This window comes from uncultured Microbacterium sp., from assembly GCF_963521695.1.
In the GTDB taxonomy this organism is placed as follows: Bacteria; Actinomycetota; Actinomycetes; order Actinomycetales; family Microbacteriaceae; genus Microbacterium.
The window spans coordinates 1-18,053 of the sequence record NZ_CAUQWC010000013.1 but is presented as its reverse complement, the minus strand read 5'-3'; the positions used below and the strand labels follow the sequence as shown (position 1 = coordinate 18,053).

The following is an 18,053-nucleotide window of genomic DNA, read 5'->3' as shown; positions in this document are numbered from 1 at the left end:
GATCAGGACGTCGCTTCGGTGTAGGCGTCGAGGATCGTCGCGGGCACGCGACCGCGGTCGCTCACGGTGTGCCCGTTGGCGCGCGCCCATTCGCGCACGGCGCCGAGGTCCACGTCGTTCGACCGGCGTGCCGGACGCCCGCGACGCGCCGCGGTGTTGCCGCGCGAGACCGAGCGGGCGGCATCCACGAAGGGGGCGATCGCCGAATAGAATTTGTCGGCATTGCGGTCGGAAAGGTCGATCTCATACGCTCGACCCTCAACCGAAAAAGTGAGCTGCTTTCCCTGTCCGTCTTCGAGGACGGTACCGTCGAGGTCATCGACGAGGTGCGTGATGTGCTTCATAGCCATAATGCGTAAAGATTACACCCGCGGGAATTGATTTACCTCACATCGCAATTCCGTGTCATCATGCACGTCGGCCGTCCGCGCACGGATAGTCAGCGGGCACGGATGGGACTATCCTCCGTGGGTGGTGTCCGCTCCCTGGACATCGCCTGAGACAGAGGAAGCACAGCGTGAGCCTTTTCCGCACCAAGTCGGTGGAGCAGTCCATCGCAGACACCGACGAACCGGAGTTCCGACTCAAGAAGTCCTTGACCGCGGTCGACCTGACCGTCTTCGGCGTCGGCGTCGTCATCGGCGCCGGGATCTTCACGTTGACCGGTCGCGCCGCACACGACGTCGCCGGACCCGCCGTCGTCATCAGCTTCATCATCGCGGCCATCGCGTGCGGTCTCGCCGCCATGTGCTATGCCGAATTCGCCTCGACCGTGCCCGTCTCCGGCTCGGCCTACACGTTCTCGTACGCGTCGCTCGGCGAGCTGTTCGCGTGGATCATCGGATGGGACCTCATCCTCGAGATGTTCCTGGGCGCCAGCGTCGTCGCACAGGGGTGGAGCGCCTACCTCGGCACCTTCCTGCAGCAGATCGGCATCGTGCTGCCCGAGGCGATCTCGTACGGCGGCGTGGTCGACCTGCCCGCGATCCTGCTCGTGCTCGTGCTCGGCGGTCTGATGACCCTGGGCATCAAGGAATCGTTGCGCGTCAACCTCGTGCTCGTTGCGGTGAAGCTGTTCATCGTCCTGTTCGTCATCATCGCCGGCATCCTGTTCATCAACCCGGCCAACTACTCCCCGTTCGTGCCCGAATCGGTCCCCACCGAGTCGGCATCCGGTCTCACCCAGCCGCTGCTGCAGTTCCTGTCGGGCCTCGAACCCGCCACCTTCGGCGTGGGCGGCATCCTCGCGGGCGCGGCGCTGGTGTTCTTCGCCTACATCGGCTTCGACGTCGTCGCCACCACCGCGGAAGAGACCAAGAACCCCCAGCGCGACCTGCCGATCGGCATCATCGCCTCGCTCGTCATCTGCACGATCCTCTACTGCGCCGTCGCGATCGTCGTCACCGGCATGGTGCCGTACGGCGAGCTGAACCCCTCGGCGGCGCTTGCGAACGCCTTCGCCTTCCACGGCCAGACCTGGATGGCCACGGTCATCGCCGCCGGCGCCGTCGCAGGGCTCACGACGGTCGTTCTGACCCTCATGATCGGCGCGACCCGCATCATCTTCGCGATGTCGCGCGACCGGCTGCTGCCCGGGGCCCTCGCCAAGGTGCACCCGCGGCTTCGCACCCCGTGGGTCATCTCGATCCTCGTCACCGCGATCGTCGCGGTCGTCGCCGGTTTCACCCCCATCGGCGTGCTCGAGGAGATGGTCAACATCGGCACCCTGTCGGCGTTCGTGCTCGTCTCGGTGGGCGTGCTCGTGCTGCGGCGCAAGCGCCCCGACCTCGAGCGCGGCTTCCGCGTGCCGTGGAGCCCCGTGCTGCCGGTCCTCTCGGCCCTGATCTGCACCTACCTGATGCTCAACCTCTCGGTCGAGACGTGGTTGCGATTCCTCATCTGGCTGGCCATCGGCTTCGCGATCTACTTCGCCTACTCGCGCCGCCACTCACGGGTCGGCACGGGTGAATTCATCGCGCCGACGGTGGTCGCTCCCCCGAAGAAGTAACCGACGCGCCGGATGCCACGTCCCCTGCGCCCCGCGCGGCCGGGGCCGTGGCATCCGTCGTCTGCGGGGTCTCGGCGACCCGCTTCACCCGGCCGGGCGATGCGGGGAGCTCCGTCCGACCCCCCTAGGGTGGGAATCGTTCGATGACGACGATTTCCGTTCCGGGGGGTTTCATGGGGATCGCACGCACGTGGGTCTTTCCGATTCTGCGTATTCTTCTGGTCGCCCTTGTGGCGGCCGCACTCATCAAGCTGGCGTTCTTCCAAGACCGCGCGGTCGATGCCTCGCCCGCCGTGCCGACGGGCGCGATCGTCGAGCCGCGCACGGTCGCGGCGCTGGGCACCATCACGAACGACGTCGTCCTGAAGGCCACCGTCTCGGCCGACGCCGCCGTCGCGATGAAGTCGACGGCCGCGGGCACGGTGAACAAGATCTTCGTGGCCCAGGGCGCCACCGTCGCGCAGGGCGACGTGGTCTTCGACGTGAAGGTGCCGATCGAGCGGGACCCCGCCGACAGCGTGGATGCCGAGGGCAAACCCAAGCCGGCGATCTTCCGCTACGTGGAGGTCACCGCCCCCGCCGCGGGCACGCTCAGCTCGCTCTCGGTGATCGCGAACCAGGACGTCACGATCGGCGCGACCACCGGCACCGTGGCACCGCCCACCTTCTCGGTGACGGGCACGCTCGAGCCGTCGCAGCAGTACCGTCTGCTCGATCGCCCCACCGAGGCGACGGTGACGATCACCGGCGGGCCCGCGGCCTTCGCGTGCGGCAACCTGCGCATCACCACACCGCTCGCCGGCAGCACCGGTGGCGACACCACCGGCACCGGCGCCGTCGACGGGAGCGCAGGCGGGGGCGGCACGGCCACCGGGGCCGCCGGGTCCGGCACGACCGCCACTTGCTCGGTCCCGGGCGATGTCACCGTCTTCGCCGGCCTCGCCGCCGAGATGACGATCGCCGGCGGGCGAGCCGAGAACGTGCTGATCGTCCCGACGACCGCCGTGCGCGGGGCCGCGCAGAGCGGCACCGTGTGGGTCACGGCCGCCGACGGCTCCACCGAGGAGCGCGCCGTCGCCCTCGGCCTCACCGACGGCACGCAGGTGCAGGTCACCGAGGGCCTCGCCGAGGGCGACGAGATCCTGGAGTTCGCCCCGGGCGCGATGTCGGTGCCCGACGACGGATGCACCGTCTACCCCGACGGCGGAATGTACTGCGAACAGGCCCCCGCGTCGTGAGCCTGCTCACCCTGAGCGAGGTCACCCGTACGGTGATCCCGCCGGACCAGCCCGCGCTGACGATCCTCTCGGGGGTCGATCTGACGATCGAGCCCGGCGACCACGTATCGATCGTGGGCCGCTCGGGCTCCGGCAAGTCGACCCTGCTGAACATGCTCGGCCTGCTCGATCTGCCCACCAGCGGGGAGATCACCTTCGACGATCGCCCGGTGAAGGCGTACTCCGCGGCCAAGCGCGACCGTCTGCGCGGTGCCGCCATCGGCTTCGTCTTCCAGCAGTTCAACCTTCTTCCCGGGCGCACGGCCCTCGAGAACGTCACCATGCCGCTGCTGTACTCGACGGGGCGCACGTTCTGGCGCCGCAAGAGGATCGCGGCTGAGATGCTCGAGCTCGTAGGCCTCGGGCACCGTCTCAGCAGCATGCCCGACCGCCTGTCCGGCGGCGAGCAGCAGCGGGTCGCCATCGCCCGGTCGCTCGTGCGCGGCCCGCGGCTGATCCTCGCCGACGAACCCACCGGTGCCCTCGACCTCGACACCGGTCAGAGCGTCATGGAGCTCATCGACGAGGTGGCCGTCCGCACCGGGGCGGCTCAGGTGACGATCACGCACGACCCCACGATCGCCCGGCGCGCACGCCGCCACTTCCGCCTCGACCGCGGCGTGCTGACGCCCGTCGACGATCCGAGCCTCGAACCGCTGACGCGCCGCGACCGGCGCGAGATGGCCCCGGACGCCGAGGTGAGCGAGGCCGCCCATTCCGGCGATGCTTTCGCGCGTCTCGGTGTGGGCGACGCCGCGACCTCTGCAGACGTCGCGGCCGCCCCCGACACCGAACGGGCGGACTCCTGATGCGCGCCCTGACCGCCCTCGTCGGCGCCCTGCTGGAGGCCTGGCAGGAGGTGCGGGTGCACCGCACCCGTGTGCTCCTCTCGCTCGTGGGCGTCGCCGTCGCCGTGTGCTCGCTCACGACCGTCGTCGCCCTGGGGGCCATCGTGCAGCAGGCGAACCAGGAGCTCAGCGAACGCAGCTCGGGCCGCCCCGCAACTCTTGTCGTCTCCGCGTTCCCGAGCGGCGGAGAACCGCTGGATCCCGAGCGGATGGATGCCGCCTGGGCCGAGGTCGTCGAGCGCTACGACGTGACCTACGCGAGCCGTCTGCAGAACACGACGAACCGCGTGCCCTTCGCCGACGGGACCGTAGAAGTGGGCACCCAGGCGGTGGACCAGCCGTACGGCGAGATGCATCGAGTGCAGATGCGCGAGGGCGAGTGGTTCACCGCCCTCGACGCGCAGCAGCTCGCGCCGCAGGTCATCGTCAACGAGATCTTCTGGGACCGGATGGGCCGACCGCCGCTGTCGAGCCACCCGGTCGTCGCGCTCGGCGGGCAGGGCGTGCCGAACTCGGCATCCGGAATCCCGTCCGGCGGCGTGCGCGCTGTCGTAATCGGTGTCACCCCGTCGTCGACGTGGGACACGGCGCCGTCGATGTTCATGCTCATCGATCACATGACCGCGATGCAGGACGCGGCCGCCGGCGAGCGCGGAGCGAGCGCGGCGGCCCCCGTCGATCCGTACGGCGGCGGCGCCCCTCAGACGCAGTACGAGATGTGGGTGCCGACCGAGCTGTCCGATCAGCTGACCACGCTCGTCAAACGCGACCTCTCCGGGGCCCTCGGCGACGGCGTCGAGGTCAGCATCAACCGGCAGGACTGGGCGACGTACGGCGACGACCCGTTCGCCGTCACCCGCATCGTCGTCACCGGCATCGCGGTTCTGGTGCTGCTGCTCGGCGCCCTGGGTCTGGTGAACATCGCCCTCGTCACGGTGAAGCAGCGCGTGCGCGAGATCGGGATCCGCCGGAGCTTCGGTGCGACGGCGAGCCGGGTGTTCTTCGCGGTGATGATGGAGAGCGTCGTGGCCACGGTGGTCGCGGGCGGGGTGGGCGTGATCGTCGCGATCCTGGTCGTGCAGTCCCCCGCGGTGCGCGACCTCGTCGGTCAGGGCATGGTCAACGACTTCCCGCCCTTCCCCGCGGATGCCGCCATCACCGGCCTCGTCGCCGCGACCGCCGTCGGCGCTCTGGCGGGTCTTCTCCCCGCGCTCGTCGCGGTGCGGGTGAAGGTCATCGACGCGATCCGCTATTGACGCGAAGGCCCCGGGTCTAGGGTGAGGGCGAATCGTCCCCATTGGAAGGATGCTCCCGTGTCGACTTCTCTCGTCGTGTACCTGTCGTTCTCCGGCGCCGCGCGCGAGGCAATGACGTTCTACCAGTCCGTGTTCGGAGGTGAACTCGCCATCAGCACCTTCGCCGACTTCGGGATGACGGACGCCCCCGCCGACGGCGTCATGCACTCCGAGCTCCGTGCCGACGGGTTCACCGTCATGGGCGCGGACGCGTTCCAGGAGCCCGCCGGAGGCTGGGGAACCGGTCGCGCGCAGGCCGCCTTCATGAGTGACGAGCTCGATCGCGTGCAGGGGATCTACGATCGGTTCGTCGAGCACGGCGCGAAGGTCGTCCAGCCCCTGGAGAAGCAGGTGTGGGGAGACCTCTCCGGCGAACTGACCGACCCGTGGGGTGTCGCGTGGATGTTCAACATCGCCGTTCCCGGCGGGTGGGCCGAGGGGAGCTGAGCCGGCGCTCGCACCTCCGGCCCGGCCTACCCCGGGGGCGCCGCGGGCCGTCAGACGCTGCTGTCCCGGGCGCTCATGTCGCCCGTGCGAGACAGGACCACCCGGCCCGTAGCGCAGGAGGACCGCTCCGCTCGACCCGACGGTGGGAGGCTCGAGGAGCGACAGCGGGGTCGGGACCGCCACGTCGAGGAAGACCTTCTTGCCTCGACCGAGCACGAGCGGGTGCTGCCAGAGCGCGAGAACGTCGTACAGCTGTTCGGCCAGCAGAGTCTGCACGAAGTCGACTCTTCCGATCACGTGCACGTTCTCGTGCCGCTCACGCAGCGCTGACATCTCCGCCTCGAGGTCGGCCCCGAGGAGCGAGCTCGCGTTCCCGTCGAGGGAGAGCGAGTCCCGCGACGCGACGTACTTCGGGATCGCGTTGAGGCGGGTTCCGATCTCACCGTCGGCGCCGGTCGTGTGGTGCGGCCAGTACCCCGCGAAGATGTCGTAGGTCCGGCGGCCGAGCAGCAGAGCGTCCATCCGGGCAATGCCGCCGAGAACCTCCCGGCCGACGATCTCGTCGAGGAAGGGTGCCTGCCATCCGCCGAACGGGAACCCGTCGGACGGATCCTCGTCGGGACCGCCGGGCGCCTGCGCGACGCCATCGAGGGTGGTGAAGAGGTCGATGGTGATGGTTCCGGGCATGAGATCTCCTTCGATCAGGCGGCGTGCGCCGCGGAATCGTCGGCCAGGGGCGACGGGACGGTGTCGATGTGGAAGGTGAGCGCGAAGCGTTCGAGGAGCGATGCGTCACCCGCGAGCACGTGGACGACCCCGGAGTCCACCGCGGCGACAGGCGCGAGCGAACCCGCGATCACGTCACGGATGCCGGGGCCGGCGGCGAACACGAGGTCGGGGCCGAGAGCGAGGATCGCGTCGACGTCCTGACGGGAGTCGCGGCTGAACGAGAGCGAGACCTGCAGCGCCTCGCGGGGGTCGACGGGCTGACGCGCTGGCGAACGAGAAACGGCGCCTCCCCGAGGGGAGACGCCGTTGCGAGAAACCGATTCTGGTGGACCTGAGGGGATTCGAACCCCTGACCTCCTCGATGCGAACGAGGCGCGCTACCAACTGCGCCACAGGCCCGGAAACCTCGTAAACACTATCACGGCGCCCGCCGGCTACCGGACGCGCCTGCGCGTCGGGCGCGTCGCATCGCGCAGATGGGGAAGCGCGCGCTAGGGCCATTCCCCCGCGGTGATGTGTCGCGGTGAGCGGGGAATACGACGAGTTGGCGCGGGCGAGCAGCGGCGAGGACGCACCGCGTCGCGGCAGCACGATCGAGCAGCCGCGCCGAAGCACCGCACGGTGACCAGCGCCGGCAGGAGGCCCTACTGGCCCGACGCGCGACGCTCGAGGAGGTGGCGCACGTGGTCCTCGATCTCGGTGTCGTCGACGTAGCCCATCGCGGCGTACGGCGAGGGAGCGGCGGCGGCGGGACGCACCGTCTCGATCGGAGTGGGCGCCTGCTCGGCGGCGATCTCCCGAGCCGCCTCTTCACGGGCGGCTGCACGCAGCGCCTCGCGGGCGAGCTGCTCGTCGACGACGGCAGCGGCACGCGAGCCGGCCGACGCGACGAGGGGCCGGGGAAGTTCTCGGGGCGTCCACGTGGGGCGCGGCGTCGGCACGAGCGGCACGTCCTGCAGCTCGGGGGCGACGGAACGGGTGACGGACACTTCGGCAGGGCGCACCGCACCGCGCGCGGCGATGACCGCGACCCGCCGGAGGACGACGAGGGATGCCACGACGACGACGGAGCCCGTCACGAGGAGCACTGGAGCCGCTCCCCCGACAACCTGCACGACGCCGATCACGGCCGCGACGAGTCCGGCGAGAGCGACGAAAGCGACGGCGAGGCGGAAGCGGCGGCGCGCCTGCGCGCGGCGGGCCTCCGGCCGGATCTCGACCAATTGACGTTCCGCGTGAGCGCGCTCGAGCGCGGCGGCCTTCTGCGCCCGCGTCTTCTCGAGGGCAGCGGCCTGTTCGGCGCGAGCGACCTCGAGGGCCGCGGCACGCTCGGCGCGAGCGACCTCGAGCGCGGCAGCACGCTCGGCACGAGCCACCTCGACCGCTGCGGCACGCTGCTCTCTGACGAGGTCACGCTCGCGAGCGCCCTCGAGCCGGGCGACCTCGAGACGCGCTTTCGCCGCCGCGAGTTCGGTGCGCGCCTTGTCGGCTTGTACCTGCCGCGCGAGCTTCTGCTGCTGATGGGCCGTGCGGGCGGTCAGCTCGAGCTGCACCTCGCGGGGCGTCTCGGCCGTCTCGGCGAGCACGCGCAGGGCCTGGTTCAGGCGGACGGCGTTGCGTTCGGCGGACGTGAAACGGTGCCGGCTCTGCCACGACGGCAACAGGTAGACCAACCACAACGCGACCGCGACGAAGACGATCACGCCACCGCTCAGAACCTGCCCACCCATGGGACAAAGCTAGGTCACCGAGCGATCACAGAGCGGCATCCCTCCGCGTGTCGTCGGGACCATCCGGCCATCCGCGCGCAAGAACGCTCAGATGCGGTCGGACGGAGGCACGCGCGCCGCGTCGGGGGGCACCTGGCCGCGGTTCCAGCGATCGAGCACGCCGTAGGGCACCTCTTCGCGCACGAGCGCGAAGGAGTAGTGATCGCGCCAGTCCCCGTCGATGTGGATGTACCGCCGACGCAGTCCCTCGTACCGGAAGCCGAGCTTCTCGACCACGCGCAGACTCGCGTGGTTCTCGGGGCGGATGCAGATCTCGACCCGGTGCAGATTGAGGGCGGTGAAACACACGTCGGTCGCCATCGCCACGGAGACGGTCGTGATGCCGCGGCCGGCGTGCGCCTCGGCCACCCAGTAACCGATCGTGGCCGAGGCGAGGGACCCTCGTGAGACACCCCAGACGTTCAGCTGACCGGCGACCTCGTCGTCCCACTCCATCACGAAGGGGACGCCGAGGCCGTCTCGGTACTGCTGCAGAAGCCGCCGTATCCCGAGGCGCATGTCGAACGACACCGGGCCGTCGGGGCTCGTCGCCTCCCAGCGGCGCAACCACGAGCGGTTGTCGATCAGCTGCTGCTGAAGGACGCGCGCGTCGCGATTGCGGATGAGGCGTATCGACACCTCGCCGTGCCGCCGTGGGACGGAGAGATCCATGGAAGCGGGCGGGGTCACAGACCCTGCGCGAACTCCTTGAACCACGGACGCAGGGCCGGACCCAGGTCGTCGCGGTCGGCCGCGAGCTGCACGATCGCCTTGATGTAGTCGACGCGGTCACCCGTGTCGTAACGACGGCCGCGGAACACGACGCCATAGACACCGCCGCCGCCGCCGCCGCCGGTCGCGAGTTCTTCGAGCGCGTCGGTCAGCTGGATCTCGCCGCCCTTGCCGGGCTGCGTGTGCTCGAGGACGCCGAACACGTCGGGGCCGAGCACGTAGCGACCGATGATGGCGAGGTTGGAGGGGGCGTCTTCGGCCTTGGGCTTCTCGACGAGCTGGGTGACCTTGACGACGCCGTCTTCGTCGGTCGGCTCGACCGCGGCGACACCGTAGAGGTGGATGTGCTCGGGGTCGACCTCCATGAGCGCGATCACGGTGGCGCCGCGCTTGTCGTACTCCTCCATCATCTTGGTGAGGAGGGGATCGCGTTCGTCGATGAGGTCGTCGCCGAGCAGCACGGCGAACGGGTGGTCGCCCACGTGGGCGCGCGCACGGAGCACGGCGTGTCCGAGACCGCGCGGCTCCCCCTGACGGACCAGGTGGATGTCGGCCAGGTCGGACGAGTGCTCGACCTTGGCGAGCTTGTCGTCGTCGCCCTTCTCGCGCAGCTTCGCCTCGAGCTCGGGCATGGAGTCGAAGTGGTTGGCGATGTTGTTCTTGTTGCGGCCGATGATGATCAGAACGTCATCGATGCCCGCGTGGGTGGCCTCTTCGACGACGTACTGGATCGCCGGCTTGTCGACGACGGGGAGCATCTCTTTGGGCATCGCCTTCGTGGCGGGGAGGAAGCGAGTACCGAGACCGGCGGCCGGGATGACGGCCTTGAAGGGCTTATGAGGCATGGGCATACCTTAGCGGTGACCGATGACGCTGCTGTAACACGCGCGCACGTAGACTGAACGGCATGGCGGACCGCATCGAGCAGGCCAAACGCGCGCTTCGCGCCGACCTGCGCGAACGTCGGCAGACGGTGTCCGCACACGCCCGTGAGGTGGCTGAGGCAGGGGTGAAAGCCCAGCTCGACGCCCTCGTCGACCGTCTCGGCGCGCGCAGCATCTCGTGCTTCCTCTCGACGCCGACCGAGCCCGGCACCCACGCTTTCGTGGCCGGCGCGGTCGCCCGTGGCATCCGGGTCCTCCTTCCCATCACGCGCGAAGACGGCCTGCTCGACTGGAGCGTGGCCACGCCCGACGCCGAGATCACCGAGGGCCTATTCGGCCTGCCCGAGCCCGTCGGCGACGTGCTCGGCCCCATCGCGGTCAACGACGTCGATCTGCTCATCATCCCCGCCGCCGCTGTCGACCAGAGCGGGATGCGACTGGGCTGGGGCCGCGGCTACTTCGACAAGACCCTCGGCTCGATGGAGAAGTGCCCGCCGGTCTACGCCGTCATCTTCGATTCCGAGTACGTCGCTGACGTGCCCCGCGACGTGCACGACCAGCCCGTCACGGGCGTGGTCACGCCCACGCGGACGCTGGCGATCGCAGCCCCCACCGCCTGAACACCCGAAGGAACCCGATGCCCACCTACTCCTACGCCTGCAAGCAGTGCGGTCACCGCTTCGACACCGTGCAGTCCTTCTCGGACGCCGCTCTCACCGAGTGCCCGGAATGCGGCGGCGAGGTGCGCAAGCAGTACGGGTCGATCGGGGTCACCTTCAACGGGTCGGGCTTCTACCGCACCGACTCGCGCGCATCGTCGTCGTCGAGCTCTTCGGGCGCAAGCAGTGGCGACTCGTCGTCATCCACGACAAAATCGAAGTCGGAAACGAAGGCGTCCGCTCCGTCCTCGGCCTCCTGAGCCCCGGTCGGCGCGGCAGAAGGGGAGCCAGCGCATGATCAAAGGATTCAAGGAGTTCATTCTCCGCGGAAACGTCATCGACCTCGCGGTCGCGGTCGTCATCGGGGCGGCGTTCACCGCGGTGGTCAACGCGATCGTCACGGCGCTCATCAACCCGTTGATCGAGATCTTCTACGTGCCGAACGAGAACGGCGAGTTCGGACCGAGCTTCACCGGCATCTACGGCCAGGAGGTGGTGTTCCCGCTCGGCGGTCTGCTCACCGCCGTCATCAGCTTCCTCGCCGTTGCGGTGGTGGTCTACTTCGTGTTCGTCTACCCGATGAACCACTGGAAGGCCCGCGCCGCCGCACGCGCCGGCGTGGCCGCCGCGGCATCCGACGAACCCAAGCTGCCGACCGAGCAGGAACTACTCGTGCAGATCCGCGATCTGCTGGAGCGCCAGAACAAGCTGTGACGTTCGACGGCGTCCGCGACCGGGGTCGTCTCCGGCGCGGACGCCGTGGGTCTCGAGGCCTCAATAATGGGGCGGGACGTCGCCGAGCATGCGGTCGTCGTTCGGACCGGATGCCACGGGCTTCGACCCCTGACCCCGTTCGCGGTCGTCGGCGGGTGCCGGCTCGGCCGTCGTGCCCGGCGCGGGAAGCAACCGGGCGCGCCGAGAGCCGCGCACGCGGACGACGGGCTGACGCGCGGGCGGCGCCGTGGCGGTACCGGAGGCTTCGACGGGCTCAGCCTCCTTCGTCGTAGCGAGAGAGCCGGAGGCTTCGACGGACTCAGCCACATCGGACGAGGCGGAGGTGCCAGGCGCTCCGACGGGCCCAGCCTCCTTCGCGGCAACGAAAGAGCCGGAGGCTTCGACGAGCTCAGCCACCTCGGAGGCGGCAGAGGTCCCTGAGCCTGTTGAACGGACCGGGACGACACGTTCGACGTCGCCCCCGGCGGCATCCGGAGAATCGGTCATCGGACGATCAACCGGGCAGGTCGAGGGGCTCGGTCGTCGACTCGGGCGCACCGGCGTCGGGCGCCGCTCCCAGCAGTTCGGCGATCCTCGACGCGACACCCGCGGGGTCGCTGTACAGGTCGAACGCGTGCACGCGGACGTAGTGCCAGCCCAGGCGACGAAGGATCTGCGGGCGCAACCGGAGCGTCTCGCGCAGCGACTCCCCGATCGTCTCGGGATCGCTCTCGGCGACGACGGCCTTGCCCTTGTACCGCGCGACGAGCGGCAGCAGGCCGCGATAGTCGACATCGACCTCGACGCCGAGGCGGCGGAGCTCGCGCGCCAAGGCGCGGGTGAGCGGGTCGGCGAGGTCTTCGAGGCGGCTCTCGCGGCCTCGCGAGGCGACGTTGCCGAGGATGCCCATCAGAGTCGCCGCACCGTGCTCGAGGCGGCCGTCGTCGAACGCCGACGGACGGATCGATGACACGATCACCATCGAGCGGCGCGCGCGGGTCATGCCGACCGTCAGCAGGCGCTCCCCGTCAGGGGTCGACAGGTCGCCGAAATCGCTGAGCACGCGTCCGTGGCGGGTGAGGCCGAAGCCGAGCGAGAACACCACGCGGTCGCGACTCTCGGCCACCGACTCCTCGAGGGTGAGCACGGCGAAGGGCTCCGCGGCATCCCGCGAGACGAACTCCGCCACATCGGACCGGCCCGCCAGAGCGGCCACGACCGAGGCCCGCACGCGCTCGGCGTGCCGACGGCTGGCGGTGACGACCATGAGCGACTCGGACGCGCGGTTGACCGCGTGCTCGACGACGAGCGTGACGACGCGGGCGACTTCGGCATCGGGACTCTCCACCGCACCGCTCACGGGGTCGGGGGCGCCGACGCCGCCCTCGACGTAGTCGACGCTGAGGCTGCCACGTCCGAGATACGAACCGGCCCACGGCAACGACACGATCTCGCCGCCGTAGAACGCGTCGTTCACCAACTGCGAGAGGTCTTCGCCACCGGCGCGGTAGCTGCGGGTGAGCGTCTCCACCGGCAGCAGCTCGGCGATGCGCTCGAAGACGGAGGTCTCGTCGAACGGTACTTCGTCGACGTCGTCGGATGCCGGGGCGATCGCCGCACTCACGTGGAAGGGCGTGGGCTTCTGCACGACCGGGTCGCCGAACAGCACGACCTGGCGGGCCCGGCGAAGCGCCGGCGCGGCCTCGGCGAGGCAGAGGGCCGCGGCATCCGCGATGATCACGACGTCGAAGGCCAGGTCCTGCGGCACGTCGGGGACTTCGTAGGGCGAGGCGAGCCATACGGGCGCGAGTGTGCGCAGCAGGATGGGCGCGGCATCCGAGATCTCCTGCGCGGTGTGAAGACCGTCTTTGAGGGCGCGCTTGAGGGCGGCCGCCTCATCGGCGTGGTCGACGATGCCGATGCGCCACTGCGTCGCCAGGTGCGCGGCCAGCAGCGGACCCGCCGCCGCGGCGTGCGCCTCGTCGACGAGACGGAAGTCGCGCTCGAGGCGGTCGACGACGCTCGTGTTCGCACCCAGCAGCGCGCGGTCGGTGCGCAGCAGGTGCTCGAGTGCCGACTGCCACCACGCGAACTCCAGCTCGGCACCGACCCGCTCCTCGGGCACATGGCGCACCGAGAGCTCGACGAGCAGCTGCTCGAGGCCGAGGCGGGCGAGTTCCGAGCGCAACTGCGCGCGCTCGACGAGGTTGTCGAAGAACGTCGACTCGGCGGCCAGTCCTGCCAGGGTCCGCACGAGGCGCTGAACCGGCAACGTCGTCAGGCGCTCGGAGCCCTGACGGCCGAGGATCTGATCGAGTTCTCCGAGCAGGGCGTCCGTGCGCTGCCAGGCGACGTGGACGTCGGCTAGTCCCAGGGGCACCTCGGGCGCAACACCGGCTTCGACCACGCGCTGCCACTCGGTGCGCTGCTGCTGTATGCGCACAAGTGCCTCGTACATGTCGGGCACGTGGACGCCCGGACGCACGTACTCCTTCGACAGGCGCTTGAGGCGACGGCGGTTGGGCCCGCTCATCGGCGACGCGTCACGCCGCGGCGAGTGCGCGTCGATCAGCTCGCCGAGCGGGCGCTCGAAGACCGTGGGGCTGAAGCGGTCGAGCGACTCGCGGATGCCCTGCAGCAGTTTGAGGTAGGCGCCCAGCTCCGACACGGTCTGGAAGGGACGCATCCGCGTCTTGGCGATCAGCTCGTAGCCGCGCTCGAGCAGACGCGGCACCTCGTGGGCGTGGAGCTTTCCCGCGAGATCGTGCGCGGCGCGAGCATCTTCGGTGCGTGTGAAGCTGACGCCGTACCAGGGCGAATCGTCGGGTCCGAAGCGGAACTCCCCCAGGCGAGCGGCCATCGCGAGCGCCCGAGCCGCGGCATCCCGCCGCCCGGCGAGCTTCTCGAGCGTGGCGAGATCGAACCGCGCCTCGGTCGAGGGGGCAGGGGAAACGGATGCCAGCGAGGTGAGCGCGCGCAGCACCTCGAGAGCCGAGACGCCCAGGGACAGGTGCGGCTCGGTCACCGCCGAGCGGTAGTCGCGAAGAACCGTGCGCAGCCGCACCAACGCGTCGTCGATCTCGGCGACCTTCGGCTGCTCGGCCTTCTCGTTGCGGCTGATGGCGCGGATGAGGTCGCGGCGAACGTGATTGGGAGAGACGGCGAGACCGGTGAGACCGACCCCGGCGAGACGGTGGCGGATGCCGTCGAGCGTCGACCGGCGCGCACTCACGACCAGCACGCGCTTGTTGTCGCGGACGAGCTGGCCGACCGCGTTGATCACGGTCTGGGTTCCGCCCGTGCCGGGCAGGGTGTGCACGGCGAGCGAGTGGCCGGCGCCGATGCGGGCGAGCACGCGCTCCTGCTCGGCGTCGGCGTCGAGCAGCAGCGTGTCGGCCGCGGGGATCCGCTCGTCGGGGCTCACGATCACGGGGTCATCACGGCGCACCGTGACCCGTGCGCGGTCGTCGTGGTGCCCGGCGAGCGCGTTCAGCAGCGGGTCGTCGAGATGGTGGGTGTCACGCGCCATGCCCGACGCGACATCGGCGAACGACGAGATCACCAGACGCGGGTGCACGACGAACGTCGGCACGTGCGTGGTCAGACGGCGGATGTGGTCGATGACCGGCTGCGGCTTGAACACGCCCTGGTCGTAGGCGAGGCCGGCCAGGGCCGCGCTGTCGATCTGGATGCCGAGGTGCGTACGGAATGCGCGGGCGAGCTCGGGGTTCATCACGAACGCGCCGTGCAGCTTCAGCTCGAAATCTCCGTGGTGGCGGCGGATGGCGAGCGGGCGCAGCAGCACGGGGGCCGACCACTCCACTCCCCCGATCTTCCAGGACGACAGGCCCACGGCCAGGTGCACAGGCTCGAGACCGCGAGCCGTACGCAGCTCGACGTTCTTCGCGGTGATGCGCTCGGCGGCCAGGCGCGCCGTGCGCAGCGCCACCTCGTCGCGGAAGAGGTTGGACAGCATGGTCGCGCGACCCGTGATGAACTGCGGGAGCGAGCCCGGGTGCGCTTTGGTGATGTCGATCCCGGCGTCGCGCGCGTCGTCGAAACGCAGCAGGGTCGATCGTCCGCCCAGGGCCGCCGCTTCCGCACGAATGCGGTCGCGCTCGGGGTCGGCGACGTGGCGGACCACGATGCCGGGCTCCGACAGTCGCAGCTCGCCCGGATCGACGGACGAACCCGTCTCGTCTCCGTCGGTACCGCTCACGGCACCGTCCTCAGCTCGCCACACACCTGCCAGACTAAGCCGGGCACCTGTGGATCCCTCGCAGTGGGCGCGAGTTTCGCGGTAATCGGCGACACGCCGCCCCATCGGCGGTTCCTCCCCAGCGGGTTAGTCACCGGCATCCTCCACCGATCGCCCGAACGCCCGGAGCATCGGAGTTCGCGTCTCGTGAAGATGGGCCCATGAACAGAGTCACCAGCACCGAATACGACAGCCCCGTCGGGCCGGTCCTCCTCACCTTCGTCGACGACGCCCTCGTGTGCCTGCACGTCGCCCATGACGGCATCGACATCGCCCGTGCCCAGATCGCCCAGCGGCTGGGGGTGCTGCCCGACCCCGACCCCTCCCCCGGCGACCACGTCGCCCGTCAACTCGACGAATACTTCGACGGCGCGCGTCGGTCGTTCGAGGTGCCACTCGATTGGCGTCTGGTGCGCGGGTTCACGCGCAACGCGCTCGAGGCGTCGCAACAGATCCCGTACGGGGAGATCGCCTCGTACGGCGAGGTCGCCGCGATGGCCGGGGCGCCTCGCGCGGCGCGGGCCGTGGGCACCGCGTGCGCGTCGAGTCCGTTCTCGATCGTCGTGCCGGTGCACCGGGTCGTGCGCGCCGACGGGTCGATCGGCGAGTACGGCGGTCATCCCGAGGTGAAGGAGTTCCTGCTCTCGCTCGAGAACGAGACGGTGCTCGGGGACGGGCTGCGCGCCGGAGAGTGACGGCCGGGCCACTCGTATTCCCCGTACGCCGACGTCAGCATTGAGCCGCGCGGCGCTCGCGCGCCGGCACCCACGCGCGACGGTGCCCGGTCCCGTGGATGCGGAGCCGGGCACCGGGTGTCGTCAGTGGTTCGACGCCTTCTCGGCGCCGAAGCCGGTGAGCGAGCGTACGTCCATCTCGGCGGCCTTGCGCGGGTCCTCTGCGGTGCGAGAGGTGACCGAGCCGAGCCAACCGAGGAAGAACCCGAGCGGGATCGACACGATGCCGGGGTTGTTCAGCGGCCAGATCGCCACCCCGGTGTCGGCGAACACGCTGGTGGGCGCGCCCCAGAACACGGGCGAGAGGAAGATCAGCACGAGGGCCGACCCGAGACCGCCGTACATGCTCCAGACCGCGCCGCGCGTGGTGAATTTGCGCCAGAACAGCGAGAACAGGATGGTCGGCAGGTTCGCCGAAGCGGCCACCGCGAAGGCGAGGGCCACGAGGAATGCCACGTTCTGCCCCTGCACGCCGATACCGCCGAGGATCGCCAGCACCCCGATGACGATCACGGTGCGACGGGCGACCTTGACCTCGCCGTCTGGCGGGACGTCGCCCTTCTTCATCACGTTGGCGTAGATGTCGTGCGCGAACGAGGCTGCGGCGGTGATCGTCAGCCCCGCCACCACTGCGAGGATGGTCGCGAACGCCACCGCCGAGATGAAGCCGAGCAGCAGCGGACCACCGAGGGCGAGGGCGAGCAGGGGTGCCGCCGCGTTGACGCCGCCGGGAGCGGCGAGGATCGCCTCCGACCCCACGAGGGCACCGGCGCCGTAGCCCAGCACCAGGGTGAGGATGTAGAAGAGCCCGATGAGCCAGATCGCCCACACGACCGAGCGACGCGCCTCCTTGGCGGTCGGCACGGTGTAGAAGCGCATCAGCACGTGCGGGAGACCCGCGGTGCCGAGCACGAGCGCGAGCGCGAGCGAGATGAAGTCCCACGGGTTCTTGCCGTACTGCAGGCCCGGCGCCAGGATGGCATCCCCCTTCGGCGACGCCGCGACAGCGCTCTCGAGGAGAGTGTTGAGGTTGAAGCCGTTGATCGCCAGCACCCACACCGTCATGACCAGCGCCCCGCCGATGAGCAGGAACGCCTTGACGATCTGCACCCAGGTGGTTCCCTTCATGCCGCCGATGAGCACGTACACGATCATCAGGATGCCGACGACCCCGACGACGATCGACTGCCCCACGCGTTCGGTGATCCCGAGAAGCAGCGACACCAAGCCGCCGGCCCCGGCCATCTGCGCGAGGAGGTAGAAGAAGCACACCGCGAGCGTCGTGATGGCGGCGGCCATCCGCACCGGCCGCTCCTTGAGGCGGAACGACAGCACGTCGGCCATCGTGAACTTGCCGGTGTTGCGCATGAGCTCCGCCACCAGCAGCAGCGCGACCAGCCACGCCACGAGGAAGCCGATGGAGTAGAGGAACCCGTCCGGCGCATTACATTTTGCAGTGGAAGTGTTGCAGCTAATTCGCGTGGCATCTGAGCCGAGAATCCCCGAGGTTGCAGCTAACCCCCACACGATGACGGCCCCCTCGCGCCAGTGGGTATCTAGCGAAGCGAGGGGGCCGTCATCGTGCACCGAATCAAGTTGGGACAGGAACCAGCGACTCACCGAGCCTAGCGACGTTGTGGATAACCCACAAGCTGAGGTCTCCCTACTTGGAGGTATCCACATACTTGGACCAATCCCG

The 18,053-nt window shown here is 69.7% G+C and carries 18 protein-coding genes, 1 tRNA gene and 1 pseudogene; 10 read left to right on the top strand and 10 right to left on the bottom strand.

Annotation, left to right across the window (positions count from 1 at the left end):
* Window positions 1-2 precede the first annotated feature (2 nt).
* The gene (locus RWP81_RS02040) at window positions 3-344 is read right to left on the bottom strand and encodes an Lsr2 family protein (RefSeq protein WP_399540528.1); all 342 of its coding nucleotides are present in this window, start codon (window positions 342-344) and stop codon (window positions 3-5) included.
* Window positions 345-517: 173 nt separating this feature from the next.
* Here RWP81_RS02040 and RWP81_RS02035 point away from each other — a divergent pair, with 173 nt between their 5' ends.
* The 6 genes from RWP81_RS02035 to RWP81_RS02010 all read left to right on the top strand — a co-directional run bounded on the left by RWP81_RS02035 (window position 518) and on the right by RWP81_RS02010 (window position 6,205).
* Window positions 518-2,008: an amino acid permease gene (locus RWP81_RS02035; RefSeq protein WP_314451751.1), complete on the top strand. Its 1,491-nt coding sequence runs from the start codon at window positions 518-520 to the stop codon at window positions 2,006-2,008.
* A gap of 173 nt (window positions 2,009-2,181) precedes the next feature.
* Window positions 2,182-3,246, top strand: coding sequence for a hypothetical protein (locus tag RWP81_RS02030; RefSeq protein WP_314451749.1), 1,065 nt, complete (start codon window positions 2,182-2,184; stop codon window positions 3,244-3,246).
* Entirely contained in the window at window positions 3,243-4,094 is an 852-nt protein-coding gene (locus RWP81_RS02025; protein WP_314451747.1) for an ABC transporter ATP-binding protein, read from the top strand. Before RWP81_RS02030 ends, RWP81_RS02025 begins: the two co-directional genes overlap by 4 nt.
* Window positions 4,094-5,389 (top strand): ABC transporter permease, encoded by a 1,296-nt coding sequence (locus tag RWP81_RS02020; RefSeq protein ID WP_314451745.1) that lies wholly within the window; start codon window positions 4,094-4,096, stop codon window positions 5,387-5,389. The genes RWP81_RS02025 and RWP81_RS02020 overlap by 1 nt, the downstream gene beginning before the upstream one ends.
* A 57-nt stretch (window positions 5,390-5,446) precedes the next feature.
* On the top strand, window positions 5,447-5,875 hold the full coding sequence (locus RWP81_RS02015) for a glyoxalase/bleomycin resistance/extradiol dioxygenase family protein (protein ID WP_314451743.1): 429 nt from the start codon (window positions 5,447-5,449) through the stop codon (window positions 5,873-5,875).
* Between the two features lie 84 nt (window positions 5,876-5,959).
* Complete coding sequence (locus RWP81_RS02010; protein ID WP_314451741.1) at window positions 5,960-6,205, top strand: hypothetical protein; 246 nt, start codon at window positions 5,960-5,962, stop codon at window positions 6,203-6,205.
* Here RWP81_RS02010 and RWP81_RS02005 read toward each other — a convergent pair.
* From RWP81_RS02005 to galU, 6 genes and pseudogenes are all read right to left on the bottom strand, one after another.
* Window positions 6,107-6,562 (bottom strand): annotated as a pseudogene (locus RWP81_RS02005) (dihydrofolate reductase family protein); the annotation flags it as partial. The gene RWP81_RS02010 and the pseudogene RWP81_RS02005 overlap by 99 nt on opposite strands.
* A 14-nt stretch (window positions 6,563-6,576) precedes the next feature.
* Entirely contained in the window at window positions 6,577-6,765 is a 189-nt protein-coding gene (locus RWP81_RS02000) for a hypothetical protein (protein WP_314451739.1), read from the bottom strand.
* A gap of 162 nt (window positions 6,766-6,927) precedes the next feature.
* Window positions 6,928-7,003 (bottom strand) — tRNA-Ala (locus tag RWP81_RS01995).
* Window positions 7,004-7,248: 245 nt separating this feature from the next.
* Window positions 7,249-8,334, bottom strand: a complete 1,086-nt coding sequence (locus RWP81_RS01990) for a large exoprotein (RefSeq protein WP_314451738.1) — start codon at window positions 8,332-8,334, stop codon at window positions 7,249-7,251.
* Window positions 8,335-8,421: 87 nt separating this feature from the next.
* A complete protein-coding gene (locus RWP81_RS01985; RefSeq protein WP_314451736.1) occupies window positions 8,422-9,045 on the bottom strand; it encodes a GNAT family protein in 624 nt (207 codons plus the stop codon).
* A 14-nt stretch (window positions 9,046-9,059) separates the two neighbouring features.
* Complete coding sequence (gene galU, locus RWP81_RS01980) at window positions 9,060-9,950, bottom strand: UTP--glucose-1-phosphate uridylyltransferase GalU (protein ID WP_314451734.1); 891 nt, start codon at window positions 9,948-9,950, stop codon at window positions 9,060-9,062.
* 62 nt (window positions 9,951-10,012) lie between these two features.
* Here galU and RWP81_RS01975 point away from each other — a divergent pair, with 62 nt between their 5' ends.
* Genes RWP81_RS01975 through mscL form a run of 3 tightly spaced genes read left to right on the top strand, consistent with a single transcriptional unit; the run spans window position 10,013 to window position 11,362 of the window.
* The gene (locus tag RWP81_RS01975; protein WP_314451732.1) at window positions 10,013-10,609 is read left to right on the top strand and encodes a 5-formyltetrahydrofolate cyclo-ligase; all 597 of its coding nucleotides are present in this window, start codon (window positions 10,013-10,015) and stop codon (window positions 10,607-10,609) included.
* Between the two features lie 17 nt (window positions 10,610-10,626).
* A complete protein-coding gene (locus RWP81_RS01970) occupies window positions 10,627-10,908 on the top strand; it encodes an FmdB family zinc ribbon protein (protein WP_314451730.1) in 282 nt (93 codons plus the stop codon).
* Between the two features lie 34 nt (window positions 10,909-10,942).
* The gene (gene mscL, locus RWP81_RS01965) at window positions 10,943-11,362 is read left to right on the top strand and encodes a large conductance mechanosensitive channel protein MscL (protein ID WP_243498925.1); all 420 of its coding nucleotides are present in this window, start codon (window positions 10,943-10,945) and stop codon (window positions 11,360-11,362) included.
* A 60-nt stretch (window positions 11,363-11,422) separates the two neighbouring features.
* Here the strand turns inward: mscL and RWP81_RS01960 are convergent, their stop codons facing one another.
* Window positions 11,423-11,689 (bottom strand): hypothetical protein, encoded by a 267-nt coding sequence (locus tag RWP81_RS01960; RefSeq protein WP_314451726.1) that lies wholly within the window; start codon window positions 11,687-11,689, stop codon window positions 11,423-11,425.
* Between the two features lie 187 nt (window positions 11,690-11,876).
* Complete coding sequence (locus tag RWP81_RS01955; RefSeq protein WP_314451725.1) at window positions 11,877-15,581, bottom strand: AAA family ATPase; 3,705 nt, start codon at window positions 15,579-15,581, stop codon at window positions 11,877-11,879.
* Window positions 15,582-15,781: 200 nt separating this feature from the next.
* Here RWP81_RS01955 and RWP81_RS01950 point away from each other — a divergent pair, with 200 nt between their 5' ends.
* Window positions 15,782-16,315 carry a methylated-DNA--[protein]-cysteine S-methyltransferase gene (locus RWP81_RS01950; RefSeq protein WP_314451723.1) on the top strand — a complete coding sequence of 178 codons (534 nt, stop codon included), beginning with the start codon at window positions 15,782-15,784 and terminating at the stop codon, window positions 16,313-16,315.
* 123 nt (window positions 16,316-16,438) lie between these two features.
* Here the strand turns inward: RWP81_RS01950 and RWP81_RS01945 are convergent, their stop codons facing one another.
* A complete protein-coding gene (locus RWP81_RS01945) occupies window positions 16,439-17,941 on the bottom strand; it encodes a sodium:solute symporter family transporter (RefSeq protein ID WP_314451721.1) in 1,503 nt (500 codons plus the stop codon).
* Window positions 17,942-18,053 lie beyond the last annotated feature (112 nt).